Source organism: Tritonibacter aquimaris, assembly GCF_009617595.1.
GTDB classification, from domain to species: domain Bacteria; phylum Pseudomonadota; class Alphaproteobacteria; order Rhodobacterales; family Rhodobacteraceae; genus Epibacterium; species Epibacterium aquimaris.
In genome coordinates this window covers 317391-342109 of sequence record NZ_WIXK01000003.1, presented here as the reverse complement: position 1 = coordinate 342109, position 24719 = coordinate 317391, and the positions used below count along the sequence as shown (strand labels likewise).

Annotated in this window: 26 protein-coding genes and 1 tRNA gene; 12 read left to right on the top strand and 15 right to left on the bottom strand. The window is 58.0% G+C overall.

Annotation, left to right across the window (positions count from 1 at the left end; translation table 11 throughout):
• Positions 1–30: 30 nt before the first annotated feature.
• Complete coding sequence (locus tag GG681_RS07675) at positions 31–1056, bottom strand: YeiH family protein (protein ID WP_153546748.1); 1026 nt, start codon at positions 1054–1056, stop codon at positions 31–33.
• Positions 1057–1374: 318 nt separating this feature from the next.
• On the bottom strand, positions 1375–2034 hold the full coding sequence (locus tag GG681_RS07670) for an FMN-dependent NADH-azoreductase (RefSeq protein ID WP_153546746.1): 660 nt from the start codon (positions 2032–2034) through the stop codon (positions 1375–1377).
• 161 nt (positions 2035–2195) lie between these two features.
• On the opposite strand from GG681_RS07670, the gene gcvA reads away from it, so the two are divergent.
• The gene (gcvA, locus tag GG681_RS07665) at positions 2196–3149 is read left to right on the top strand and encodes a transcriptional regulator GcvA (RefSeq protein WP_153546744.1); all 954 of its coding nucleotides are present in this window, start codon (positions 2196–2198) and stop codon (positions 3147–3149) included.
• A gap of 30 nt (positions 3150–3179) precedes the next feature.
• Here gcvA and GG681_RS07660 read toward each other — a convergent pair whose 3' ends face one another.
• The gene (locus GG681_RS07660) at positions 3180–3656 is read right to left on the bottom strand and encodes a MarR family winged helix-turn-helix transcriptional regulator (protein ID WP_153546742.1); all 477 of its coding nucleotides are present in this window, start codon (positions 3654–3656) and stop codon (positions 3180–3182) included.
• Between the two features lie 240 nt (positions 3657–3896).
• On the opposite strand from GG681_RS07660, the gene ectA reads away from it, so the two are divergent.
• The 3 genes from ectA to GG681_RS07645 all read left to right on the top strand — a co-directional run bounded on the left by ectA (position 3897) and on the right by GG681_RS07645 (position 6189).
• Positions 3897–4427, top strand: a complete 531-nt coding sequence (ectA, locus tag GG681_RS07655) for a diaminobutyrate acetyltransferase (protein WP_153546740.1) — start codon at positions 3897–3899, stop codon at positions 4425–4427.
• A gap of 66 nt (positions 4428–4493) precedes the next feature.
• Positions 4494–5780 carry a diaminobutyrate--2-oxoglutarate transaminase gene (gene ectB / locus GG681_RS07650; RefSeq protein WP_153546738.1) on the top strand — a complete coding sequence of 429 codons (1287 nt, stop codon included), beginning with the start codon at positions 4494–4496 and terminating at the stop codon, positions 5778–5780.
• A 4-nt stretch (positions 5781–5784) separates the two neighbouring features.
• Positions 5785–6189 carry an ectoine synthase gene (locus GG681_RS07645; RefSeq protein ID WP_153546736.1) on the top strand — a complete coding sequence of 135 codons (405 nt, stop codon included), beginning with the start codon at positions 5785–5787 and terminating at the stop codon, positions 6187–6189.
• 294 nt (positions 6190–6483) lie between these two features.
• On the opposite strand, the gene GG681_RS07640 is transcribed toward GG681_RS07645, so the two are convergent.
• From GG681_RS07640 to GG681_RS07615, 6 genes are all read right to left on the bottom strand, one after another.
• Complete coding sequence (locus tag GG681_RS07640) at positions 6484–7206, bottom strand: ABC transporter ATP-binding protein (RefSeq protein WP_153546734.1); 723 nt, start codon at positions 7204–7206, stop codon at positions 6484–6486.
• A complete protein-coding gene (locus GG681_RS07635) occupies positions 7200–7967 on the bottom strand; it encodes an ATP-binding cassette domain-containing protein (protein ID WP_153546733.1) in 768 nt (255 codons plus the stop codon). Before GG681_RS07635 ends, GG681_RS07640 begins: the two co-directional genes overlap by 7 nt.
• Positions 7961–8734 (bottom strand): ABC transporter permease, encoded by a 774-nt coding sequence (locus GG681_RS07630; protein ID WP_194287157.1) that lies wholly within the window; start codon positions 8732–8734, stop codon positions 7961–7963. The genes GG681_RS07635 and GG681_RS07630 overlap by 7 nt, the downstream gene beginning before the upstream one ends.
• A gap of 100 nt (positions 8735–8834) precedes the next feature.
• Positions 8835–9773, bottom strand: a complete 939-nt coding sequence (locus GG681_RS07625) for an ABC transporter permease (RefSeq protein ID WP_153546729.1) — start codon at positions 9771–9773, stop codon at positions 8835–8837.
• Between the two features lie 60 nt (positions 9774–9833).
• Positions 9834–11378 (bottom strand): ABC transporter substrate-binding protein, encoded by a 1545-nt coding sequence (locus GG681_RS07620; RefSeq protein WP_153546727.1) that lies wholly within the window; start codon positions 11376–11378, stop codon positions 9834–9836.
• Positions 11379–11419: 41 nt separating this feature from the next.
• Positions 11420–11776, bottom strand: a complete 357-nt coding sequence (locus tag GG681_RS07615; protein WP_153546725.1) for a hypothetical protein — start codon at positions 11774–11776, stop codon at positions 11420–11422.
• 847 nt (positions 11777–12623) lie between these two features.
• Between GG681_RS07615 and GG681_RS07610 the strand changes: the two genes are divergently transcribed.
• Genes GG681_RS07610 through GG681_RS07600 form a run of 3 tightly spaced genes read left to right on the top strand, consistent with a single transcriptional unit; the run spans position 12624 to position 15015 of the window.
• Positions 12624–13187: a GbsR/MarR family transcriptional regulator gene (locus GG681_RS07610; RefSeq protein ID WP_153546723.1), complete on the top strand. Its 564-nt coding sequence runs from the start codon at positions 12624–12626 to the stop codon at positions 13185–13187.
• 41 nt (positions 13188–13228) lie between these two features.
• The gene (locus GG681_RS07605) at positions 13229–13930 is read left to right on the top strand and encodes a DUF4166 domain-containing protein (RefSeq protein WP_153546722.1); all 702 of its coding nucleotides are present in this window, start codon (positions 13229–13231) and stop codon (positions 13928–13930) included.
• A complete protein-coding gene (locus tag GG681_RS07600) occupies positions 13927–15015 on the top strand; it encodes a saccharopine dehydrogenase family protein (protein WP_153546720.1) in 1089 nt (362 codons plus the stop codon). Before GG681_RS07605 ends, GG681_RS07600 begins: the two co-directional genes overlap by 4 nt.
• 307 nt (positions 15016–15322) lie before the next feature.
• On the opposite strand, the gene GG681_RS07595 is transcribed toward GG681_RS07600, so the two are convergent.
• Positions 15323–15398, bottom strand: a tRNA-Ala gene (locus tag GG681_RS07595).
• 232 nt (positions 15399–15630) lie between these two features.
• Positions 15631–15957 carry a TIGR02300 family protein gene (locus tag GG681_RS07590; protein ID WP_153546718.1) on the bottom strand — a complete coding sequence of 109 codons (327 nt, stop codon included), beginning with the start codon at positions 15955–15957 and terminating at the stop codon, positions 15631–15633.
• 113 nt (positions 15958–16070) lie between these two features.
• Here GG681_RS07590 and GG681_RS07585 point away from each other — a divergent pair, with 113 nt between their 5' ends.
• Positions 16071–16754 (top strand): M48 family metallopeptidase, encoded by a 684-nt coding sequence (locus GG681_RS07585; protein ID WP_153546715.1) that lies wholly within the window; start codon positions 16071–16073, stop codon positions 16752–16754.
• Between the two features lie 13 nt (positions 16755–16767).
• Here the strand turns inward: GG681_RS07585 and GG681_RS07580 are convergent, their stop codons facing one another.
• The gene (locus tag GG681_RS07580; protein WP_153546712.1) at positions 16768–17400 is read right to left on the bottom strand and encodes a glutathione S-transferase; all 633 of its coding nucleotides are present in this window, start codon (positions 17398–17400) and stop codon (positions 16768–16770) included.
• A 130-nt stretch (positions 17401–17530) separates the two neighbouring features.
• On the opposite strand from GG681_RS07580, the gene GG681_RS07575 reads away from it, so the two are divergent.
• Both GG681_RS07575 and GG681_RS07570 read left to right on the top strand, forming a co-directional pair.
• The gene (locus tag GG681_RS07575) at positions 17531–18184 is read left to right on the top strand and encodes a GntR family transcriptional regulator (RefSeq protein WP_153546710.1); all 654 of its coding nucleotides are present in this window, start codon (positions 17531–17533) and stop codon (positions 18182–18184) included.
• Between the two features lie 72 nt (positions 18185–18256).
• Positions 18257–19030 (top strand): SDR family NAD(P)-dependent oxidoreductase, encoded by a 774-nt coding sequence (locus GG681_RS07570; RefSeq protein WP_153546708.1) that lies wholly within the window; start codon positions 18257–18259, stop codon positions 19028–19030.
• On the opposite strand, the gene GG681_RS07565 is transcribed toward GG681_RS07570, so the two are convergent.
• Both GG681_RS07565 and GG681_RS07560 read right to left on the bottom strand, forming a co-directional pair.
• Positions 19008–20663 carry a sulfatase-like hydrolase/transferase gene (locus tag GG681_RS07565; protein WP_153546705.1) on the bottom strand — a complete coding sequence of 552 codons (1656 nt, stop codon included), beginning with the start codon at positions 20661–20663 and terminating at the stop codon, positions 19008–19010. The genes GG681_RS07570 and GG681_RS07565 overlap by 23 nt on opposite strands.
• 226 nt (positions 20664–20889) lie before the next feature.
• Positions 20890–21492 (bottom strand): rhodanese-like domain-containing protein, encoded by a 603-nt coding sequence (locus GG681_RS07560; RefSeq protein WP_153546703.1) that lies wholly within the window; start codon positions 21490–21492, stop codon positions 20890–20892.
• Positions 21493–21742: 250 nt separating this feature from the next.
• Here GG681_RS07560 and GG681_RS07555 point away from each other — a divergent pair, with 250 nt between their 5' ends.
• Together GG681_RS07555 and GG681_RS07550 are read left to right on the top strand one after the other, a co-directional pair.
• The gene (locus GG681_RS07555; RefSeq protein WP_153546701.1) at positions 21743–22717 is read left to right on the top strand and encodes a VPLPA-CTERM sorting domain-containing protein; all 975 of its coding nucleotides are present in this window, start codon (positions 21743–21745) and stop codon (positions 22715–22717) included.
• A gap of 74 nt (positions 22718–22791) precedes the next feature.
• Complete coding sequence (locus GG681_RS07550) at positions 22792–23616, top strand: sulfotransferase (RefSeq protein WP_214645136.1); 825 nt, start codon at positions 22792–22794, stop codon at positions 23614–23616.
• A 130-nt stretch (positions 23617–23746) separates the two neighbouring features.
• Here the strand turns inward: GG681_RS07550 and GG681_RS07545 are convergent, their stop codons facing one another.
• Complete coding sequence (locus GG681_RS07545; RefSeq protein ID WP_153546696.1) at positions 23747–24709, bottom strand: acetyl-CoA carboxylase carboxyltransferase subunit alpha; 963 nt, start codon at positions 24707–24709, stop codon at positions 23747–23749.
• Positions 24710–24719: the final 10 nt, after the last annotated feature.

Genomic DNA, 24719 nt, shown 5'->3' with positions numbered 1-24719 from the left:
GAGCCATTGTTCAATACGGCAGTGACCGGGTTACGACAGACCTGTCAGAAAATGCGCGCTGATTGCAGAAGCGGCAAAAAGCACCAGTGTCAAAATGCCAATGCGGATCATATTCTGGCTGCCTGCGGTTGCCAGACTGCGCAGGGATGTCTTGGCCCCAAGAGCTGAAATCGCAACGATCAGAAAGCTTTTTGAGACGGTGACAGCGCCATCAGCCACAGCTTCGGGCATGAGGCCGGTGTTTGCCAGAACCGCAAGCACAAAAAACACGATCAAAAAGCCGGGCAGGGTGATTTTCTGACGCGTGCCGGTGGTGTTCATGGTCGAACTCACCAGAATGAGCACAAACAACACCACCGGCAAAAGACTGACGCGCACCATTTTGACCAAGGTTGCCAGCTCAGCCGTTTCTGTCGAAATAGTCAGCCCTGCGCCCACAACCTGTGCAACATCATGGATAGAAGCACCAAGCACAAAAGCGATTTCGCTTTCATTCAATCCCAGCCGGACCAGCACAATCGGGTAGATAATCATTGCAAGGGTCGACATGGCGGTCACGGCAACCACGGTGAACAGCGTCTCTTTTTGCATCGCTTGGCCACGCGGCAAGCAAGATGAAATCGCCAGCGCGGCGGATGCACCACATATCCCAACCGCGCCGCCAGCCAGCAGACCCAGCTGCCAGTCGCGGCGTGACATCAGGATCCCCAAAAGGATCGTCGCCACCAAAAGCCCCGCAATCGTGCCAAATCCCCAAACGCCAAGGGATGCGATATCGCTCATGCTGACGCGCACCCCCAAAAGCGCAACACCCGCACGCAACAGCCCCTTTGAGGCAAATTCGATCCCCGGCGCAGAAGCAGATTCTTCGGCCAGCGGATTAAAAACCATGCCGATCAGCAGCGCCATAAGCATAACAGGCGGGCCATAATGCTCTGATAAGAACAAGGCAGCGAGGCCAATCACAACCGCCAGCGCAATGCCGGGGAACAGTGGGCGCAGGGCATTGCACACCTGTGTTGTCTGCGATGAGGCGGTTGCCTTCAGATCTTTCATGGTTGTCTGTTCTGCTTAGCTATCATTGTTAAAAGGTATCTTTGCAACGTGTACGGATTTTAGCTGGCAGAAACGTTCACTCGCGTCGCGTCCGTTCTCGCGCTGGCTGCCGGAGTGTCCAGCAATGTCAAAGGTATATCCCTAGGAGTTAAATTATCGGCGTTGATCCAGCAAGTCCCCGCGTAAAGCCGTGCCCGCCAAGGGCAGGTCGGATGGCCACCTTTTTGGCCACAGTTGGCCAAAGCTGCAATCGCCCCACCATGTTCATGATGAGGCGGTGATTTGTTGCGTTAAAGCGCGCGCATTACGGGCGGCAATTCACGCTGTCCCTTGTAAAAGGCTCGGGCAAATTTCGCGGGCTAATACCGCAAGTTTCTCTTTTGCAGATTTCAACGAGGCCGCGTGGCGGTCATCGCCAAATTCCTGATATTCAACCGCAACTGTTTTGATGTCCGACACCCCCAGATAGCCTGCGCAGGCCGCGATATGGGGATCGAGATTGTTCATTTCTGCGCGCACACCACCCGGTTCAAACCCAAACTCCCCACGGGATGAAACCACCAAAAGCTGTTTTCCAGACAGGATCGGCTCAAGCGGCCAATCACCGCGAGACAGGTCAAATGAAAAGGTCTTGTTCACCCGCACCACCTGGTCGATCCACGCCTTAAGCGCAGCTGGCATGCCATAGTTATACATCGGCACCGCGATCAGGATGATCTGCGCCGCGCTCAGTTCGGATATCAACGTATCTGACATCGACAGTTTGCGCTGTTGCGCCGGGCTGCGCTCCGTGTCGGGGGTGAAACAGGCCGCGATCCACTCTTCGTCGATAAACGGTGGCGGCGCGCGTCCCACATCGCGCACAATGACATCTGCTTTTCCGTGCAACGTCTGAACTTCATGAATAAATGTGTCTGCCAGATCGCGTGTAATTGATCGGTTGGTCCGCGCGCTTGCATCTATCCGCAGGATTTTCATGTTAACCTCAACCAAGACTGTAGTTTGTCTGATCAGGCTAAGTTTCCTAGGGAGCGAAGTCACATGCAGCGATCTCAGCCATCGGATGACAAATGATCCGTGTACCTTCTGTTAATGTTTCTGTCTGGCTTTGCTAAGAAGCTGGAGAAAATGGACCCAACATGCCACACACGGATCGTTCCAATCGCCTTCCACCGCTGAAAGCGCTGCAAGCCTTTGAAGCGGCCGCGCGCCATCTCAGCTTTAAGATGGCAGCAGAAGAACTATGTGTCACCCCCACCGCGATCAGCCATCAGGTAAAGGCGCTGGAAGACCATCTGGGGGTGAAACTGTTTCACCGCCTGACGCGATCACTGCGCCTGACCGGCGAGGGCGACGCCTATGCGCGGCTGGTGATACAGGGCTTTCAGAAGCTTTCTGAGGCATCAACCGTTTTGGGATCTGATGAAATCAAAGGTGAGCTGGTCGTCAGTACCACCACCTCTTTTGCCGGTCAGTGGCTGGCGCATCGCCTGCCGGATTTCCTGAGCGAATACCCCGGATTATCCGTGCGCATCCTCAGTTCCGATACCGTGTCTGACTTTGCCCGCGATGGGATAGATGTGGCCATCCGCTATGGCTTTGGCGGGTATAAGGATTTTCATGCCGCCTGGGTGCTGGATGATTTTGCCACCCCCGTGTGCACAAAAGAATTTGGCGCGCAGCTGCAGCACCCTTCTGATCTGCTGGATCAGCCACTGGTGAACTATGAATGGAGCGGCTTTTCAAAAATCGACCCGAGCTGGGCAAAATGGTTTCATGCCGCCGGGGTGAAAGACGCCTCCAATTCGGTGATTACGACCTTCAGCGATGCCCATATGTGCCTGCAGGCCGCGCGTGATGGTCATGGTGTTGCTTTGGTCAGTGTGATCGCGGCGGCACGGGATCTTGAACACAAACAGTTGGACATGCCGTTTGATATTCGGCTGAAAGACAAAAGCTATTATCTTGTGTGCCCGCCCGCCAATTTCGCGCAGGCCAAAGTGCGTGTATTTCAGGACTGGCTGTTGGCACAGGCCGATTTGTTTCGCGACAGCGATATCGGGTTGCGTGTTTTGGATGACGCACCAGGCTGATTTTGCCGCTGCACAACTTATGCACAGCCGCTATCCCGAGGGGCGAATTTCTCCGGTGTCGAGCACAGGAGACGCATCCATATCTTCTGCATCCAGCATGGTGGCCACGCGCTCAAGGCTGGCGACAAGCATGGCTTGCTCCCAATCTTCCATCGCCGCAAATTTACGCACGAACCGTTGCTGCAACGGGTCTGGCGCATCCGTCAGAACAGCGCGGCCAGCTTCGGTTGGCAAAATATCGGTTTGCCGCCGGTCCAAGGCCGATTTTTGCCGGACCACCAGCCCGTCGCGCACCAGTTTGTCCACCAGCGAAGTGACCGTTCCCTGAGAAACGCGCATACGGGTTGAAATCACCTTTGCAGTTGTCAGCCCCCGTTCTGCAATGATCTGCAAGACCCGAAACTGAGTTGGGGTGATGCCAGTGATCTGTCGGATTTCTTTGCCAAAAAGCTCGGTCGATCGCACGATACGGCGTAAGGCAATCAGGCTGCTGTCGATGCGGTCCATTCACGCTCCATTGCTTCGGGTGTCAAAGCATAACACTTTAAGGGCAAACCTTCAATTTCCTGAAATGCTTTGATTGACGAAGTGGAGGGTGGCTCGGCTTGCCAATGAGAACACCGAATTCACTCAACAAACCGGGAAATTATGTCGTATTTGGCCGCAATGTGTCGCAAAAAGCTTTAGCTGTTGAAGTTTTAGTTGGTCCGTGATACTTCGCCTCTCGAAGCGAAAGGAGCTACCAAAATGCAACACCCCGCTCATCCTTTGCACGCGAGCTTGCCCGCGTTACGCAAACCAGTCGCAAAAGATGGCGCCGAAGTTTGGAAACTGGTCCGTGCTTGCCGTCCGCTTGATGAAAACTCGATGTATTGCAATCTGCTCCAGTGCGATCACTTCGCAAATACATGTGTGATTGCTGAACTCTCCGATGAGGTTTCGGGCTGGATCTCTGCCTATGTGATGCCAAATGAGCCCGACACGCTGTTTGTGTGGCAAGTCGCCGTGGCCGAGGCTGCGCGCGGGCGCGGGTTGGGGGCATTGATGCTTCAAAACATTCTCAACCGTCCGCAGTGCAAGGATGTCACGCGGGTGCAGACCACGATCACCGCCGACAACGAAGCCTCATGGGCTCTGTTTCGCAAATTCGCGCGTCTAAAAGGGGCGGAAATCGAGGTCAAAGCGCATTACACGCAGGCCCTTCACTTTCAGGACCGCCACAAGACCGAGCATCTGGTCACAATTCCCGTGGCGCCACAAGCCGAGCTTGCGGCCTAAAACATGCATCTGCCAGTTCTGCCAAACCCGATTTTTCCAAATTTTACCAAAGCCAAGCGAGGTCGTATGTCTACGAACCCCACAGATGTTGCCATTTTCAAGCGTCGCGAATCTGAAGCCCGCAGCTATTGCCGGGGGTTTGATACCGTATTCACCTCGGCAAGCGGCTCTGAGCTGACCTCCCACGATGGGGGCCGTTATATCGATTTTCTCGCGGGTTGTTCTTCGCTGAATTATGGCCACAACGATCCGGATCTTAAGGCTGCCTTGATCGATCACATCCAGGCCGACGGTGTTGCGCATGGGCTCGATCTGCACACAGACGTCAAGGCGCAATTCATAGCCTCGTTCGAAAAGCACATTCTGGCCCCGCGCAATATGGCGCACAAGCTGATGTTCACCGGGCCTACGGGCGCGAATGCGGTTGAAGCGGCGATGAAAATTGCCCGCAAGTCCACGGGCCGCACCAATATCATTGCCTTCACCAATGGGTTTCATGGCGTCACGCAGGGGGCCCTTGCGGCCACCGGCAACAGCTACCATCGCGGTGGGGCTGGCACGGCGCTGAACGGGGTGACGCGCATGCCTTATGATGGCTATGTCGCAGGGGGTGGCGATACCGCAGATCTTCTGGAAGCCATGCTCAATGACCGATCCAGTGGATTGGATGCCCCGGCCGCAATTATCCTTGAAACCGTGCAGGGCGAAGGCGGCCTGAATGTAGCAAGCCGTTCCTGGTTGAGCCGCATTGCAGAGCTGGCCAAGAAGGCCGGCGCGCTTTTGATCATCGATGATGTGCAGGCGGGTTGTGGCCGTACTGGCCCGTTCTTTTCGTTTGAAGATATGGGCATTTCCCCCGATATCGTCACATTGGCCAAATCCATTTCGGGCTTTGGCCTGCCGATGGGTCTGGTTCTGGTTAAGCCTGAGCATGACGTGATGGGCCCGGCCGAACACAATGGCACCTTCCGCGGGAACAACCACGCCTTTGTCACAGCCGCTGCTGCGCTGGAGAAATTCTGGGCCGACGACACGTTCCAGCAAGACATCGCCCGCCGGGCGCAATTGGTCGAGGACGGTCTGCAAACCATTGCTGATATGATCCCCGGCGCGCACCTCAAGGGGCGTGGCATGATGCGCGGTGTCTGTGTTGGAAGTGGTGATTTGGCAGGTGAAATCTGCGCGCGCGCGTTTCAGAACGGCCTGATCATCGAAACCTCCGGTCCTGAGGATGAAGTCGTTAAGGTGCTCGCACCTTTGACCACGCCGGACGAGATGCTGGTCGCGGGGCTGCAGATTTTGATCGAGGCAAGCCAGGCGACGCTTAACACACATAAATTTGCCGCGGAGTAAGGCTATGATTGTACGCGATTTCAACGAGATCATCGAGACAGAGCGCAACCGGGTTGTGTCTGATGCGCAATGGAGCAGCGTGCGTATGCTGCTGGCAGAGGATGGGATGGGGTTCTCCTTCCACATCACCTTCCTTGAGGCGGGATCGGAACACACGTTCGAATACAAAAACCACTTCGAGAGCGTCTATTGTATGCAGGGCACAGGATCTATCACCGATACTGCAACCGGTGAAACCCACCATATTCGCCCCGGCGTGATGTATGCGCTCGACAAGCATGACCGCCACATCCTGCGCGCGGACGAAGAGCTGATCATGGCATGCTGCTTTAACCCGCCTGTAACCGGGACCGAAGTGCACCGCGAAGACGGCTCTTATGCGGCTGCAGGTGAGCTGGCCGAAGCCTGAGGGCATCTCTGATCGAACCATCGCCCGAAAATGCGATGCGAACGGTCGTCGTGACAATGATGACGCTCGCTGAGACGCGAAAAGCTGTGTGCCATCTCTGTGTGCAGCATAGGGTGGTCAGCGGCGGGCGTGTGATGGCGACCCGGTAAGGCATTGAGGGAGTGGAGTTTCCACGTTCCTCTACCCGGTTTGATCTATTTAATGCTCAGCCAGTATTGCCGGGAATCCTATCTGGGGCAAAAAATGTGCCCAGGCACAATGATGGTTTCCCGCCGCGCAACGGATCAATGCTGCTCACAGTGTTTCAGCATAGGCTCGTGACAAAGGGTGGGTGGCGTGTTCGGTGAACCCGGTCATCGGAATATCTTCGATAATTTGCGCCTTGTCCAACACCAGAACACGGCTGACAAGCTGGCGCAATGGGGCAAGGTCGTGGCTGACGATCAGCGTGGAGATGGCCTTTTCGGCGTGGATTTGTCTAAGCAATTTTACGGTGTTGACCTGAGTTGCTAGGTCAAGCGATGACAGCGGTTCATCAAGAATTAGAACCTGCGGATCGGCGGCAAGAGCGCGCGCAAGGGCTACGCGTTGGCATTGCCCACCCGACAGGGAATGCGGGTGGCGGCTGTGCAGCGCATGCGGCAGGCCAAGCGCGTCGAGCAGAGCGGTAGCACGGGCGTGACGGCCATCAGCTGCATCAATCGCGAAGCCGGTCAGCGGCTCCATTACCGCGCCCCGGGCTGTGAGGTAGGGGCTGAGCGACTGGGTCGGATCCTGCCAAAGATACTGGATCTGTTGTCGCGCCCGGCCGCGCCCCGGCACCACCGGCCTGCCGCTGAGCATGATTGTCCCCGCATCGGCATGTTCCAGCCCGACAAGGCAGCGTGCCAATGTCGACTTGCCTGCACCGCTATGGCCAATCAGCCCAACAACTTCTCCGGGCGCGATGTTTAGGTCAATTCGGCGCAGGATATCGCGCCCTTGAAAGCGTTTGGTCAGATCCTGCACCGTCAACATGTGGATTGCAACGCGCAGGCTGCCTCCGCCAGGCGCCGGGCTGCGTTCGCCGGTGAATGCGCCAGCTCCGCGATAGGGGCGTCTTCGACCAGCTTCCCGTGTTCCATCACCAAAGTGCGACGGGCAACATTTGCAACCGCGCGCAGGTCGTGGCTGATGAACAGAACTGCCGTTCCGGATTCGTCGGCCATCGTGTTCATGGCCCGCAGGATTTCGCGTTCGGTCAGTACATCGAGCCCGGTGGTGGGCTCATCGGCGATCAATATCCGGGGGCGCAGGATCAAGGCCATGGCGATCAGCACCCGTTGCTTCATACCACCAGAAAGCTGGTAGGGGAAAACCTCGGCGACCTGTGGGTCAAGCGCGACCGCCTCCAGGGCTTGGGCGATTGCGGGTAGAGCTGAAACCCCGGCGACCCGTGCAGCCTCGGCAAGCTGGGCGCGGATCCGACGGGTGGGCGTCAGCGCTGTGCTGGAGCTCTGGAAGACCTGAAATATCTCGCGCCCACGAAGGCTGCGCCATGCGGCTGGTGTGGCGGTAAGCGCGTCATGACCACGGATCAGGAGTGTTTTGCCAGAGACACAAAGCGGTGGGCGCAGTAGGCCGGTGAGGGCAGCAGCAGTAAGCGATTTTCCACAGCCACTAGCGCCAATCAGGCCGACACGTTCGCCCGGTGCAACCGTGAAGCTGAGCGCGTTGAGCAGCGGCGGGGCACCGGGGACACAGACGGTAAGGTCACTGACTTCCAAGGCGTTCACCATCGGTACGGCTCCCTATTGTCGAGGAGCGAGCGCAAGCCCTCGCCGATGAGGTTAAAGGCCAGCACCACAAGCGTGACTGCTAGCCCCGGCGCGATCAGCAGATGTGGCGCCTGGACAAAGAACGGGCGCGCTTCGTTCAGCATCGCGCCCCATTCGGGCGTCGGAGGCTGAGCGCCAATCCCCAGAAAGCTCAGCGATGACAGCGCTAACAGGACGGAAGCGGTTTCCAGCGAGGTGATCACGGCAAGCGGCGGCACGACCTGCGGCAGGATATGGCGCAACACCACGCGCAGCCGCGACGCGCCGCAAAGGCTGGCTGCACGCACGAAATCGCGCTGGCTGGCCGAGAGCACAAGCGCACGCACCAGTCGCGCGTTTGACGGCCACCAGGCTGCGGCGACACCAAGGATCGAAGCTTCGAGCGAGGCACCCATAAAACCAATGATCGCCAGTGCCAGCACCAACATAGGAAAGGCCATGATGATATCCGCCAGCCGCATCAGCACCATGTCGGTGCGCCCTCCGGCAAGGGCCGCGACCGTACCCCAGGGCAGCGAAATCGCAAGGATGGCAGCCATGGTCGCCAGCGCCGCCCCCAGCGTCACCGGCACCGCACCGATGAGCCGGGCCAGCAGGTCGCGGCCAAGGTGGTCAGTGCCCAGCGGGTGCGCCAGCGACGGGCTCGCCAGGCGCGCCATCAGGTCCATTTTGTCCGGAGGTGGCAGCTCAAGTAATAGCGGTGACAGGGCTAGCACGCCAAAGCCCATCAGCAGAATAGTCCCGAGCAGGAGGCCGATCGGATGCTTGCTTGGCGCGGGCTTGGTGCGACGCGGGATCAGCCGCAGGGCGGGGATTCGCAGGGTCCGTTCACCCATCGGATAGCCTCCGGCGCAATTGCGGGTCTGACAGGATCACCGCGAGGTCTGCCAGCAAGCTGGTGGCGAAAAAGATCAGCCCCATGAACATCAGATAGGCCTGAATGACCGGGAAATCGCGCTGTGCGATGGCCTGCAAAATCAACTGCCCAAGCCCCGGCCAGCCAAAAATGCTTTCAACAATCACCGCCCCGCCCAGCAATCCGCCAAAGGCATTGGCCCAGGCGGTTGCAAGCGGGCCGATCACCCGCGGCGCGATATGGCCGAGAAGGATGCGCACGGGATGCACGCCTTTGGCAATCGCAAGCCGCACATAGTCTTCGCTCGTCTCGGCGCGGATGCGCTCAAAGACCATCCGCCCCAGCGCCGCCCCAGCAGCAAGGCTGAGCGTTATGGCTGGCAATACAAGGTCGGCAAGTGATCCGTCGCCTACCAGTCGCGCCCATCCCAGGCGTAATACGAAGACGTAAATCAAAACCAGCGCCAGCCAGAACGAGGGCGCCGAGACAAATACGATGGTGATGCCCCGCAATCCGACGCCCGCGGCCTTGCTGGATGTGGCCGCGAGCACGCCAAGTGTCAGGGAAATCAACACCGCTCCAAACAGGGCGCTGATCGCCAACGCCAGTGTCGCGGGCAGATGCAGGGCGATTTCTGTCATCACCGGGCGACCCGTGGCGACTGAGGTGCCAAATTCCAGGCGTAACGCGCGCCAAAGCCATTCGATATAGCGCTGGAGCAGCGGCTTATCGAGCCCGAACTCAGCTTGCAGCGCAGCGACGTCTTTGGGTTCGGGCACGATGCCAAGGGCGCGCAACTCCATAAGCACAGGATCCCCCGGTGCCAGCGCGACGATCACGAAGGCAACAAAGGACATTCCCAGCAGGGTGGGCAGCGCCATGGCGAGCCGGATCAGGATGTAACGCAACATCTGCTGTGCTCCGAACAGGTGACGCCCCGGGATAGGGCTTCGCCGTTTGTGTTCCGCAGATTACTTGGTGAATTGTACGTTGCCGTAGTTGATCCAGTCGGCATATTCCGACATTGGCACCGTGATGCCGGGACGCGACAGGGTGAAGTTTGGCACCATCAAGACCGGGATGGCGGCAAGGTCGTCCTGTACGATGGCCCGATGCGCCTGGCGCACAAGATCCACCACCTCTTCACGGGTCTGTGCCTCACGGGCATCCAGCAACATTTTGTCGACATGCGACCCCGGCGCGGTGAACTTGTAGCCGCCCCAAGCCGTAACCGAAGTGAATAGGTTGTACAGCAGGTAGGTCGGATCGGTGTTATTGTTGGATGCGAACTCCATATACAGATCCGCCGCGCCGGTATCGAGGTAGGTCGAGCCATAGACACCGCTGTCATCCACCTCGATCAGGTCGATTTCGACACCCACGTCGGCAAACATCTGATCCAGCATTTCTGGCATCGGTTTGACCGTCGCTACGTTGGGATAGGCTGCAACCAGACGCAGCGACAGTTTGCGCCCGTCTTTCTCACGCACACCATCCGCGCCCATGGTCCAACCGGCCTCGTCAAACAGGGCCGCTGCCTTTGCGGGGTTAAACCCGAAACCATCGGTGTGGTCTTCGCCAAGATTGAACATCCAGCCGGGCAAGATGCCTTTGGCAGGTACGCCGCGCCCGTCAAATAGGATCTTGGCGATGGTCTCGCGGTCGATCGACCAGGCCAGCGCCTCGCGGACCTTATAGTCCTGAATTATATCGAACGGTGCCGCGCCATTGAGGTTGGCAAGCAGTGCAACATAGCGGATCGGGCGGCTTTCATGCAGCACAACCGAGCCATCCTGCGGCATCGACAGCATCATCTGTGGTGTGACCTCTCCGATCACGTCAATCTCGCCGTTTTGCAGCGCCAGCAAGCGGGCGTTGTCGTCGTTGATGAACCTGAAGGTCAGCCGATCAACGCTGGGCGCATCGCCCCAGTAGTCAGGGTTGCGCACCACGGTGATCTGGCTTTTGGGGTCATAGCTGTCTAGCAGGTAAGGGCCGGTGCCGACCGGATTGTCCGCGCGGTCGGCCGATGGGCCAAACAGCGATGTGCCCCGGTGGGTCATGTTCTCGATCACCAGTGCCGACCCCTTCTCAGAGGCAAAGCTAATGCTGTAGTCGCCGAGCTTTTCAAAACTCTCTTGGTCGATCTGCAGGAAGTCGGACTTGCCCTGATCATAAAGTTTTAGAGAGGCGATGGCGCTGTCGGCGTTGAACGCGGTGCCATCGGAAAAGGTCACGCCTTCGCGCAGTGTCACAGTGTATTTGCCGTCCGCGTAGTCCCAGTCTTCAAACAACAACGGGCTGGGCAGGAAGTTTTTATCTGGCTGCACGGCGGTCTCGACGATCTGCGCCGCCGGGCGACGGGTGGTGAAGGTGAACTTGTCTTCGGCCACCGAATACCGGTCGCGTTTGACGGCGACGGTCAGCGAAGTTTCGGCCTGAGCCGGGGCAGTTGCCAGTGACAAGGCAAGCGTGGCAGCCGCGGCAAACCGCGCGGCCTGTGTGAAAAGGATCATTCTAGTCGTCCTGAGTAAGTTGATTTCGGGTTCAGTCGAAGTCAGCTCACAAAGGGTGGGGCGCGGGATGAATAGGACAGCCAGCCGATCTGGGCGGTGGGCGTCGATGGCGCAAAGGTTTGGGCAAGTTGGGTTGCCGCGGCATCAATTGGGGTCACATCAGGGGCGAGAAGCGGCAGGGCAGCAATCTGTGCTGCGAAGAAGTCACAGCTCAGATCGAGCGTTTCCTGAGTGTCCCCGTCAAGTGCCACCGTGACAGACATGGTCTCGCCACCGGTGCACAGTTCATATGTGATGGTGTCGCCATCAAGCACCAGCATGGTGCCCGGCGGACGCAGGAACACGCTGACGAGCATGGTCAGGGCCAATAATAGCCGCAGGGCACCCCTCCCGTTCATCGTTCCCCCAAAAACCAAACCCTGCCGTAAAGACTGGCGCAAAGCCTAGCGGCCTTTCTTCCGTGACACTATGGGCATTGTGTCGCAAGTCTCGATCAATAAACCCGGCCGCATGAAAGCCCCCCGTCTTACCCTGTCTTACCCAATCTCACCCCTGTCTATCGTCGCCTACTGCTGGCGCAGATCCTTTCGGCGGTCGGGGGCGGGAGACCTGCCTGTGGCACGCGATAGCGGTGTGTGGGGGCTGTGCGTGCAAGCCATGAAAGCGTATGGATTGCTGATGTGAAGCTTCCGAAATCAGAGTTCTGCAGCAACGCTTATTGACAGCTTGTATTGCGGAAAATGTTGAAGGCTTTCGCAATCTCTCGGCGCGCATCACCGACAATTGACGTTTTTATAAATTAAATCAATGAATTGCCAGAATGATGGCGCATAGATTTGCCTTCTGCGTCGAAATCTATTCTTCAAATGCAGCGTAGCGAAAATCTGTTGAAGACCGAAATCTACCTGATTGGTCACATAAGCCTGCTTCTCGGATTGCGACAAATGCTGGTACCACCTCCTAAGTATGCGGGTTTCGATTGATGAGTGACTTTATGTGTTTGGCCCAGCCACAGCGGTCGTTCGAAAATGGCCGTGGAAATATCTGGTAAGCGGATAAAGCGATCTTTCGCTGCGATTGCGCCAATGACCGCTTTTATCGAGGGCCGATTGGTGCTGGCGGGCAAGAAAGCACTACGACTTCGGCGGCTATGCGGGTATCGGCAAAGCGTCTGTACATCCATTTATTTGTAGCTAGGTCTGTTTGGGTCTTGATTTATTTTTGGTCTTGTCTGATATTTCTGTCATGACAGAAACTATCGACATAACAAAATCAACCGCTGCCAGCCAGTTCATCCTGTACTGGGGGGATATGGGCAATCAATGGGGCGTAAACCGTTCAGTCGCGCAGATTCACGCGCTGCTGTATCTCAGCTCTGCGCCTTTGAATGCAGAGCAGATCGCGGAATCGCTCGGCATTGCACGCTCAAATGTGTCCAACTCGATCAAAGAACTGGTGAGCTGGCGCCTCATTCGCCGTGTGCCGGTTCCTGGAGATCGGCGTGAACACTATGAGGCCGAAGTTGATGTTTGGGAGATGGGGATCCGCATCGCCCAGGGGCGCAAAGAGCGTGAGATCGACCCCGCAACTCAGGCCCTACGTGCCTGCGTTGAACAAGCCAAACAGGAAAGCGGCCTGGATCCCGTGGCGTTGGAGCGGATGCAAGAAATGCAAACCTTCCTGGCAACCGCTGACACATGGTTTTGCGATATGCTCACGGTTCCGCGGTCAAAGCTGGTTAAACTGATGAAAATGGGCACCAAGGTTGTGTCGTTGCTCAACTTTGGTGGAGGTAAAAAGAGCGGCTAAAAAATTTGCCTTCCAATTTCTCTCATGACGGAAAAAACAGAATGCACGCAAATAAGGAAAACTCTCGCCCGGCCCAAAACCGCCCACTCAGCGCGTATAGCGATGGCGCCCGGGGGCGCGATAACCGCTTTCGGGATCTGCTGGGGGCCAAAGCCTGGGCCCGTTTGCCTAAAGCCATTCAACATAGGTTCAGCAAGCGACTTTTGGGTGATGCAAGCCTTGCATATCAAGGTCGCGTGACTGAGATGCGGATGAACCCAATGGGGCGGGCGCTGGCTTTGACCTTGCGTCTTATTGGGGCGCCGCTGCCGTTTGACCGTACTTCTGTGGGGCGCTCTGCTGTGGTCACCGTGACCGAAGACGCCGCGACCGGCGGGCAGTTCTGGATCCGCCAATACGGCCGCGCCGCAGGATTTCCGCAGATGGTGGGCAGCTCCAAACGCTTTGCTGGGCCCACCGGGTTGGAAGAATACATCGGTTTTGGCATTGGCATTGCTCTTGATCTCAAAAGCACTGCAAACGGTCTTTATTTTGTCAGCAGCCGGTATTTTCTGAAGCTCCTGGGCCGCCGCCTGCCGCTGCCGCACTGGGCCTGTCCGGGGGCGCTGGTTGTTGGCCACGAAGAGCTGGGCGAGGGGCAGTTTCGGTTCACCTTGGAGCTGGCGCATCCAATCTTTGGTGAGCTGATCCGGCAGGACGCAGTGTTCCACGATGCAGAAATTGTCGGGAGCGTGCTGTCATGAAAGTGGTCATCATCGGAGGTTACGGCGTTTTTGGATCCTTGACCGCGCGCATGCTGGCGCGGGATGGGCATCAGCTTTGGCTGGCGGGGCGACGCCCTGAAAAAGGCCGCGCTCTGGCACAGGAAATCGGCGCTGAGACATTGGCATTTGATCTTCGCGACGATCCAGCAGGTCTGGCCGAGATTAATCCAGATGTGGTGATCGACGCGGCCGGGCCGTATCAAAGCTATGGCGCTGATCCTTACCGGCTGGCGCGGCTTTGTGTGGCGCATGGCTGGAACTATCTCGACCTGTCCGACAGTGCAGAGTTCACGCAAGGGATCAGCGTGTTAAACGATGCTGCGCTTGCGGCCAGTGTTTTTGTGCTCTCCGGCGCATCCAGCGTGCCGGGCCTTTCGTCATGTATTGTCGAAGACTTGGCGCAGGGGCTCGATCAGATTGACCTGATCGACATTGCAATCTTGCCCGGCAACCGGGCACCACGTGGCATGTCTGTAATCAAAAGCATCCTCAGTGGGGTAGGGCGGCCTTATCAGGTCTGGCGGGGTGGACACTGGCGCACGATCAAGGGATGGACAGAGCGTAAACATTACGAGCTGGAGTCGGGTGTGCAGCGCGCAGGATATAGCGTTGATGTGCCCGATATCGCATTGCTGCCCGCGCGGACCGGTGCAAACACTGTGATGTTTCGCGCGGGGCTCGAACTGCCGGTGATGAATTGGGCCTTACATGTTCTGGCCAAACTCAGGCAATATCAACGATTTGAGCTGCCAGAGATCGCCTATTCAGCGCTCTATTTTCTGTCAAAAGCGCTTTATCCGTTCGGCAGCGATCGCGGCGGTATGCAGGTTTTGGTCTCAGGGAAGGCGCAGGGGCGTGGTCTCAGCCGCAAATGGACATTGATCGCAGAAAAAGGGCACGGCCCCTTTGTGCCTGGCGTCATGTGTCGCGCGCTTTTGCGTGAACAGAGCCAGCTGAGGCCGGGTGCACGACCTTGCCTGGCCGAGCTGCCGCGCGCCGTGGTGGAGCGGGCAATGCAGGATCTGGAAATCCGCACCGAAAGGGTCGATGCGTTTGATCTATGAGGCATTTCATTGCTGAAGGGCGCATTCCCGATCGGGCAATCGTGAGCAGGAAGCTGATGAGCCCATAGGCGCGAACGAAGTATCGAGAGCGAGATCCAATCGCATATTCCAACAGATTGACAAATTTATCAAATCTCTTTTGAAAATACTGCGCCTGCAGCAAAAGTCCAATTCCCGCCCGGTCGAGTGCAAAGCGTGGACTTCAGGAAGCTGACTGAGATCGCCGTGGGGGCGACGCATGTCGCGCAGCCAGAGGTGAAATCTGTGACGAGGCAGTCAAAACTATCTGACAATTTTCAGGAGGATTTGGTGGAGCCTAGGGGAGTCGAACCCCTGACCTCTTGCATGCCATGCAAGCGCTCTCCCAACTGAGCTAAGGCCCCATCCGCAAGCGTTGCGCCCGCGTGGTGTGAGAGGTGATTTACGGGAGCAGGCGCAGCGCTGCAAGTGGAAAATGCAGCTTGTTTGTGATTTTTGAGGTTTCTCTGCCGCTGCGGGGCGTTGCCTGTCAGATGTTGTTCGCCGTCGTGGGAATTTTCAACCGTAGCAAGGCGTCACAAACACAAAGAGGAGGCCCAAAGCCTCCTCTCATGCACACCACGGTTGCGGTGAAGCTTAGGAATCGTCGTCCGGCGCGGACATGTCGGTCAGATCATCGAGAGACACATTGTCCTCGTCATCCTCGTCGAGCACGTCATCACCCAGATCCACATCTACTGTGTCATCGTCATCATCCAGAACGACGTCATCGGTATCCATGTTTTCCTTGGCCTTTGGATTAGACGCATCCGCGGCATCTGCTTCGATCATGCGCGACTTGCCAGTGGCCAGCTCAACGATCTCGCCTGTGTAAGGGCTTACGATCGGGTTTTTGTTCAGGTCGTAAAAACGCTTGCCGGTGGTCGGGCAGACGCGCTTAACGCCCCATTCTTCCTTGGGCATGTGATGTCCCCTTGATTATGCTGTGAGTCGTATCGACGATTCAGGTGCCTTGCCATATGCGGTTTAGACTGTCAAAGCCTTTGCGATCAAGCAAGCCGTGCAAGGAAACCCAAATGGCTGACCATCACCTGCCAGGCGATCCGCCGATTCCGCTGACGCTGCGCCGTTCGGCGCGGGCGCGGCGCATTTCGCTCAGGGTGTCTGCGCTGGACGGGCGGGTCACTCTCACCCTGCCAGAGCGGTTGAAACAGGACGCCGCGCTGGAGTTTGCCGCCGAAAAAGAAGACTGGATCCGCAGCCATCTGGCGCGCCAGCCCGATCAGATTGTGGTGGGGTTTGGGGTTGAACTGCCGATTGATGGCACCCCGCGTCAGGTGGTGGCCGCATCCGGGCGCCGGGTGGTGTTGGATGTGGATCAGGTTGCAGTACCGCAGGCGGCACCAGGGCGCACATTGCAGCGCTACCTGCGCGAATTGGCGCGCGATCGTCTGGTGGAGGCCTCAGATCACTACGCGCGCAAGCTTGGGCGGGATTACAGCCGCATTACGCTGCGCGATACAAGGTCGCGCTGGGGATCCTGCTCATCTGATGGGGCGTTGATGTATTCCTGGCGGCTGATCTTTGCGCCGCCGGATGTGCTGCGCTATGTGGCCGCCCATGAGGTGGCGCATCTGGCCGAGATGAACCATTCGCAGGCGTTCTGGGATCAGGTGACGCAGCTTTTTGGCAATTATGAACCCGCGCGCCAGTGGCTGCACCAGAACGGCAGCGCCTTGCATCGCTACCGGTTTGACTGACGGCGGCGCTGGATCAAAACAGCGTCGGCGCATCGCCCTCGTGCCATTGCGGGTATTTCTTCATCACATCCGCAAACCGGTTTGATGTAAGAAACCGCCCAAGCCAGCCCTGCAACGCAGGCCAGTCTTCTGCATCAAAGCGCGCTTTGTCGATAAAGGCGAACTGACGCACAAAAGGCAGAATGGCAAAATCCGCCAATGTGGGCTGATCAAAGATCCAGTCATCAATCTGCGCATTCAACGCGCTGAGATACGCATTGGCCTCTTGCCTATGCGCCTCAGGGTCCTCATCCGGGTAGCGGGTGGCGTATTTGGTGCGGTCCAGCGCATGTTTAAACGGCCCATCACAGCGTTTGATCCAATCATAGCCCGCCTCTGGCATCTTCAACCAGCCCTCTGGGTCCGATTGCGCCAGCGCCCACTCCATGATGTCAAAGCTTTCATCAATCACCTGCCCAGGCGCAACAAGATCCGACGTCACAAGGCATGGCACCGTGCCCGAGGGGGAGGCCGCCAGAAAAGGCGCGGGTTTGTCACGCAACACCACTTCGCGCAGTTCCACCGTCTGCCCGGCCGCTTTTAATCCCAGACGGGCCCGCATCGCATAGGGGCAGCGGCGAAAGGAATAAAGAACAGCTGTTGGCATGATCGGCTCCGATGAAGTGGCGTCTCTTTGACCTAACGCGGCAGAAAACAGCTGGCAATCACTGCTCAATACCGGCGTGCAGGGCAATTGTTGGTTGACGGTCGCGGATTTTGTGATCACATGACACCCCATGAGCCTGACTGCCCGTACCAGCCCCGATGCAACCACCGCCGCCCATGACCGCGTTTATCGCGCCCTGCGCACGCGGATCATGCATGGCGAAATTGCGCCCGGCGCGGCGCTGACCCTGCGCGGGATTGGCCGCGAGTTTGATGTCTCCATGACGCCTGCGCGCGAATCTGTGCGCCGTCTGGTGGCCGAAGGGGCGCTGTTTCTGTCGTCCTCGGGCCGGGTCTCTACGCCCGAGCTCAGCAATGAACGCATCGAAGAGCTTGCCGCCCTGCGCGCCCTGATTGAGGTGGAACTGGCCTCGCGCGCGTTGCCGCGTGCCCATATGGCGCTGATCGAACGTCTGCAATCGATCAATTCCAACGTGGCCGAGGTGATCGCCAAACGTGATGCTGTCGGCTATATCCGCACCAATCTGGAATTTCACCGCACGCTTTACTTGCGCGCACAGGCGCCTGCGATGCTGGCGATGGCGGAAACCGTCTGGCTGCAGCTTGGCCCCACCATGCGCGCGCTTTATGGGCGTCTGCGCCGGACCGAGCCGCCAACAGAACATCGTTTGATCATTGCCGCGCTCAAAGCCGGGGATGAACCCAGCCTGCGCCTTGCGGTACGTTCAGATGTCACCCGCGGGCTGCGCCTTCTGGCGGGCTAGGGCGCAAACATATACTGGCGCGGTTTCCCACCGGTCAGACCTCTCCAAACACTCTCAATAAGGGCCACTCTCATGTCAGCGACCTCCAGAACCGCAATTGTAACGGGCGGGCTTTCCGGCATGGGGCTTGCGATCGCACGCAGGCTGGTGCGCGATGGCACCGCAGTGTTTGTCGGCGCACGGCGCGCCTCAGACGCGGGCTTTGTCGCCGAAAAACTTGGCGCAGATGCAGATCACATCACGGCGCTGCCGCTTGATGTGCAATCCACGCCAAGCATCGATGAATTTGTGGCCAATGTGGTGGCAGAGCGGGGCGGCGTTGATATCTTGGTCAATACCGCAGGCGTTTATGATGAGGCTGAAATCATCAACCACCCCGATGATGTCTGGCAAGATCAGATCGACATCAATCTCAGCGGCAGTTTCCGCATGATCCGCGCGGTGATGCCCAATATGAAAGCCGCAGGCTGGGGTCGCATCATCAATCTGGCGTCAATGGCAGCCCATACCGGCATGGCCGGAAATGCCGCTTATTGCGCGTCCAAGGCGGGGCTATTGGGGCTGGGGCGCTGTGTCAGCCTCGAAGGGGCGGCGCATGGTATCACCTGCGTGTCGATCAGCCCCACCTGGGTTGAAACCGAAATGCTGCGCAAATTCATCGATGCAGATGTCGCCTCCAGCGGTCAAAGCGTGGAGGCGGTGCGCGCAGACTACGCCAAATCCAATCCGCAAAACCAACTGGTGCAGCCCGAAGAAGTGGCCGAACTCGCAGCCTATCTCGCCAGCGACGCGGCCCGCGCGCTGACGATGTCGGATTTTGAAATCAATGCGGGCTCGCCTTGGTAGGGCGCTTGGGCACGGGGCCGCGGATTTTCTCTGTCAGCTCCGGGTCAACCTCATGGGGTTCATAGACCCCCAACAGGATGCCTTTTTGATCTGATTTGCCGCGTTTCGCGGCGATCTGTTCATCGCTCACCGTGGTGCGTTGCGACATGCGGGTGCCCCAGATGCGCAGCCGTTCATACATCAGCGCAATCACCGCTTCATGGTCGGCGCTGCGGCCCAGATCCACCAGCTCATCCGGGTCGTTTTCCAGATCAAACAACATCGGCGGCAGGCCACCTTCTGCGTGCATGAATTTCCAGCGCTGATCCGTCACCATAAACAGGCGTGCATCGCGCGGGCTCAGGCCCAGTTTCTCGCACAGGGGCATGGTGGAATAGTCAAACTCCGCCACCGCAAAATCGCGCCAATCCGGGGTTTCACCTGCAATCCACGGGCTCAGATCACGCCCTTCAAGGATATGCGGCGCAGGCGCGCCACCGGCGAACTGCAAAAACGTTGGCAACAGATCAAGACTTTCCACCAGCGCGTCACAGGTTGTGCCCCGCGTTGCATCGGCCGAAGTGCGCGGATCATAAACAATCAGCGGCACTTTGATCGAGGGCTCATGAAACAGGTTCTTTTCCCCCAGCCAGTGATCACCCAGATAATCGCCATGGTCTGAGGTGATCACCACCATAGTGTCCTCCATCCGACCACTGGCCTCAAGATAGGCAAACAAGCGTCCCATCTGATCATCGGCCTGTTTGATCAGCCCCATATAGGCGGGAATGACCTTTTCGCGCACTTCATCGCGGCTGAAGCTTTTGCCAATGATATTGTTCATCATGCCCGCAAACACCGGATGGGCATCGTCACGCTCGGCGGCACTGCGCACCACCGGCAGGATGTCATCCGCGCCATACATGTCGTGATAGGGCGCGGGCACGATATAGGGCCAATGGGGCTTGATATAGCTCAGATGCGCGCACCACGGCCCCTTGCCGCGCTGCTCCTCCATAAAGGCAATCGCCTGGGTGGTCAGCCAGGGGGTCTCGCTGTCTTCTTCGGCAATATTGGCGGGCTTGTCGGCGTTGACCATGAACCAGCCCGAAGCAATATCGCCGTTTTCTACGCCCGCATTGGCAAAATCATTCCATGGGTTGTCACCGGGATAGCCGCGCTGTTTCAGGTATTCATTATAGGGGCTGCGTTTCTGGTCATAAAACCCCGCAGGCCCTTCGCCCCAGAGCCCGTCATCACGCACATAAGGGTCAAAACCACATTCGCTCTGGCGCACCCCAATCACACTGTCCGCCGCCAGCCCCAGCCGGGTCATGCCCTCGGCATCCGCAACCATATGGGTTTTGCCAATCAGATGGCAGCTCATGCCAGCGCGGCGCAGATGGTCCCCCATGGTCCATTCGCCCACTTTCAGAGGGTAGCCATTGAACTGCACCCCGTGGCTTGACGGGTAGCGCCCGGTATAGCTCGACATCCTTGATGAGCCGCAGGTGGGCGATTGTACATAGGCCCGGCTAAAGCGCACGCCTTTTGCGGCCAGCCCGTCAATATGTGGGGTGTGCAGATGCGGATGCCCGGCGCAGCTCAGGTAGTCGAACCGCAGCTGATCAAACATGATGTATAAAATATTCATACCAGACACTCCCTTATGGGAAATGTGTAGCACCGCCTTCAGGGCAGGGGAAGCGCGTCAGTTACGCAGTCGCATCAAGGCGGACAGACCCTACTGCGGACGCCCGCACGCAACACAGCCGACGGCCCGGTGTGGGCAGAACATGCGCCAAAGCCCCCGTATCTGGTGCCCGAAACGCATAATCTGCCCGTGGTATTTGCGCCCAATTGGGGCGGGTCCCGTATTGTTACCCGGCCGGACGCTGCCAGGCCACGCCCGGTGCCAGCTGATACCCCCAGGGCAGGCCCGCATTGCGCCAGCCGTTCAATGCCCGCGCGCCCTGATCGTTCGTGTCGCCTTCAAACCCTTCGGTGAGGTTCCACACATTGGTGAACCCCGCCTGGATCAGCACCCGCACCGCATGGGCCGAGCGGCTGCCGGAACGGCAGGTGACAAACAGCGGATCGGCTTTGCTTTTGCCTTTTTCCCGCAGCAAAGCTTCAAATTCAGCCACCACATTGGGGTTCTGCGCCATCCGGTACTGGCCACTGCGCGGATCTACCCGATGGGTCGCCACCATCAAGGGTACAATCCGGTCCAGCCCCTCGGGATGGCCCACAAAGGTGATCTCAATCGGGTCACGCACATCCACAAACAGGATCTCAGGATCCTGCTGCATTGCCTTATGGGCGGCAGTTGGCGACAGATACAGGCCCAAAGGCGTGGTCTTTGACGGCCGCAGCGCGCCTGCGTCAATATCCGAGGTGATCACCCCCGCCTTGGCCGAAGACGCAAGCGCCAGCCCGGCCATACTTGCGCCAATAAATCCTCTGCGTGACACATTGCTCATTGTTCTTGCCCTTCCTTTACGTCGCCCAGCCCTTCACGTCGCCCAGCGGGATGCGTTTCCGATTTCATCTATCGAAATCTGCAAGGCGTTTTCTGTGACGAAGTCACGCTGCTGCCGAATATATCCCGGAAATCTGACCCGCTTATTTGCCGTTGATTTTGCGACATTCTGAAAATTGAATCTGTTAAACTGCACTTAATTTCGAAGTGCTGAAGACCAATCCTTCCCGATAGTTTTAGGACAGAGAGATATGATCCGGAAATTGTTACTCAGCGGCGTTTCCGCCGCGGCCATTATCTGTGCCAACACCGCAGGCGCGGCCACCTTCACCTTTGGGTTTACCGGACAGGTTGAAAGCGGCGCGATTGAAACCTCCGGCACCTACGAGCTGCGCCTGCGCGGCGCAGATGGGGGTGTCGCGGGGGCCTCGTTCTTAGAAGAAGATGTACGAGGAGGGTTTGGGGCTCTGTTATTGGGCGAAATCGACTTGCTGGCCGGAGATCTGTTCCGGGTGCTCGTTGGAGGAGACGGTGTCTCTGGCTATGTTGGCAGCGGTGGTGGCGGATTGAGCTATTTTTCCAGCGGTGCGCACCTCGCGATAGCGGGCGGTGGTGGCGGTACTTCAGGAAGTGGATATTTCTACACTTCGGCTCCGGGATATGATGCATACGGAGCAGAAGGTGGGAGATTAGGTTCTGGTGGGGCGAGCTCCACAGGTCGGTCTGTCTACATCGGCGAAGATGGACCTGAGTATTTTGATTATACTTTCGGAGGTGGTGGAGCCGGTTGGCTCGGTGATGGGAATGGCGCTTACGGAGGTTATTCCGGTCCGGATTGGAGAGGTGGCTCCTTCTCCGGTGGATTTGGTGGCGGTGGCGGTTTTTCTTATTCTGGAGCCGACGAAGTTGGGGGTGGTGGAGCTGGTAGCTCTGGCGGCAATTCTGGGGAAGCAGGTAGCTATATTGTCACGCGTAGCAACGGCTATTCTTATGCGCAACAAGGATATTACGGGCCATACGGTGGCCAAGGCGGCAGCTCCTATTTCTCCTCCGCCTTCCTGAATACCTCCTCTGTTGTGGGGCAGGCGCGCGTGGGCGGGGCCTATCTGACGCTGGATCTTCTATCGCAACCCGCACCGGTGCCGCTGCCAGCCTCTGCAGCTTTGCTGGGATCAACCATCGCAGGCATGGGCTTTGTGGCCCGTCGGCGCAAAAAGAAAAGCTGATCACCCCAGCCAAAACACCGGGGGCCATCTGGCCCCTGGTTCGTTTCCAGTGACCTCTTCAGAAAGACTGTTTTGTGAACGCCAAGATGCATTTTATTTCGGGGCTGCCGCGCTCAGGATCGACGCTGCTGTCCTCATTATTGCGCCAAAACCCCCGGATGCACGCGGGGATGACAAGCCCGGTCAGCCATCTGGTGAATGCGGTGCTGCGCGAAACCTCTATGCGTCACGAAGATGCGGTGTTCATTGATGACGACATCCGCAAAGCTCTGGTGCGCGGTGTCTTTGATGTCTACTACAAGGATGTTGCACCGGGCGATGTCGTCTTTGACACCAGCCGGGGCTGGACCACCAAAATGGCCGTGCTCAGTGAACTTTATCCTGCTTTCCGCATGATCTGCTGCGTGCGCAACCCGGCCTGGATTATCGACAGTATTGAAACCATCACCCAAAAACATCCTTTTGAACTTTCGGGTATTTTTTCGTTTGAGCCCGGTGGGACGATCTATTCGCGATCAGAGGCTCTGGCGGGGCCCAAGGGCATGATGGGCTATGCGTTGAACGCGCTCAGAGAGGGGATCTACTCCAAACACAAAAGCCGGATCATGCTGGTGCGCTATGAAAGCCTTGTGCGCGACACGCGCGCCGTATTGGAACAGATCTATGATTTCATCGATGAGCCCTATTTTGAGGGCCATGATCCCACAAATATCCCGCCCAGCTATGATATGATGGAATTTGACCGCCGCCTCGGCACCCCCGGTCTGCATGATGTTGGTGATCGGGTTGTACATATCCCGCGCAAAACAATCCTGCCGCCAGATCTGTTCGCCCGCTTTGAAGAGGCCGCGTTTTGGGAAGAGGCGGAATTCCAGATATCAGAACTGATTACAGCCTGATTGAACTTGCGCGGGCATGGGCGGGGCCATCTAATCCGCCCCGCGCATGAAAAACCGGGGCACTTGAAAACCAACCACCCATAAAAAAACCGGCCACAGCGGGCCGGTTTTTCGCATCTTTTCCAGTCGTTTACGCCGCCAGCCCCTTAGAGCCGATGGCGATGAATTTGGCGCGGCGGTCCTTGACCAGCGCCTCCGCATCCAGTTTGCCCAGATCTTCCAGCATCTCGGAAATGGCACCACGCACGGAATTAAGCGTCGCGGCGCGATCACGATGGGCACCGCCCATGGGCTCGTCGATAATGCGGTCGATCACCTCAAGCTCGCGCAGATCCTGCGCGGTCAGGCGCAGCGCTTCGGCGGCCTCGCGCATTTTCTCGGCATCTTTCCACAGGATCGAGGCGCAGCCCTCGGGGCTGATCACCGAATAGATCGAATGTTCCAGCATGGCGACACGGTTGGCGGTGGCAAAAGCCACAGCCCCGCCAGAGCCACCTTCACCAATGATCACGGAAATCAGCGGCACGCCGATCTTCAGACACATCTCGGTGGAACGGGCAATCGCCTCGGATTGGCCGCGCTCTTCTGCGCCTTTGCCGGGATAGGCGCCGGCCGTGTCCACCAGGGTGATCACCGGCAGGCCAAAACGGCTGGCCATTTCCATCAGGCGGATCGCCTTGCGGTAGCCCTCCGGGCGCGCCATGCCAAAGTTATGGGTGATGCGACCCTTGGTGTCAGAGCCTTTTTCATGGCCGATCACCACAACCGGCTGGTCGTTGAACCGCGCAAGCCCGCCCATAACGGCCAGGTCATCGGCAAAATTGCGATCGCCTGCCAGCGGGGTGTATTCGGTGAAAAGCTCTTCGATATAGTCTTTGCAATGGGGGCGCTCTGCGTGGCGCGCCACCTGGCATTTGCGCCAGGGCGTCAGATCCGCATAGAGATCTTTGAGCAGCTGTTCCGCTTTGGCATCCAGCGCCGCCGCCTCTTCCGAGACATCCATCTCGTCGTTGGCACGTGCCAATGCGCGCAGCTCTTCCGCTTTGCCTTCGATCTCGGCCAGGGGTTTTTCGAAATCGAGATAGTTGGTCATAGAGGCCTCA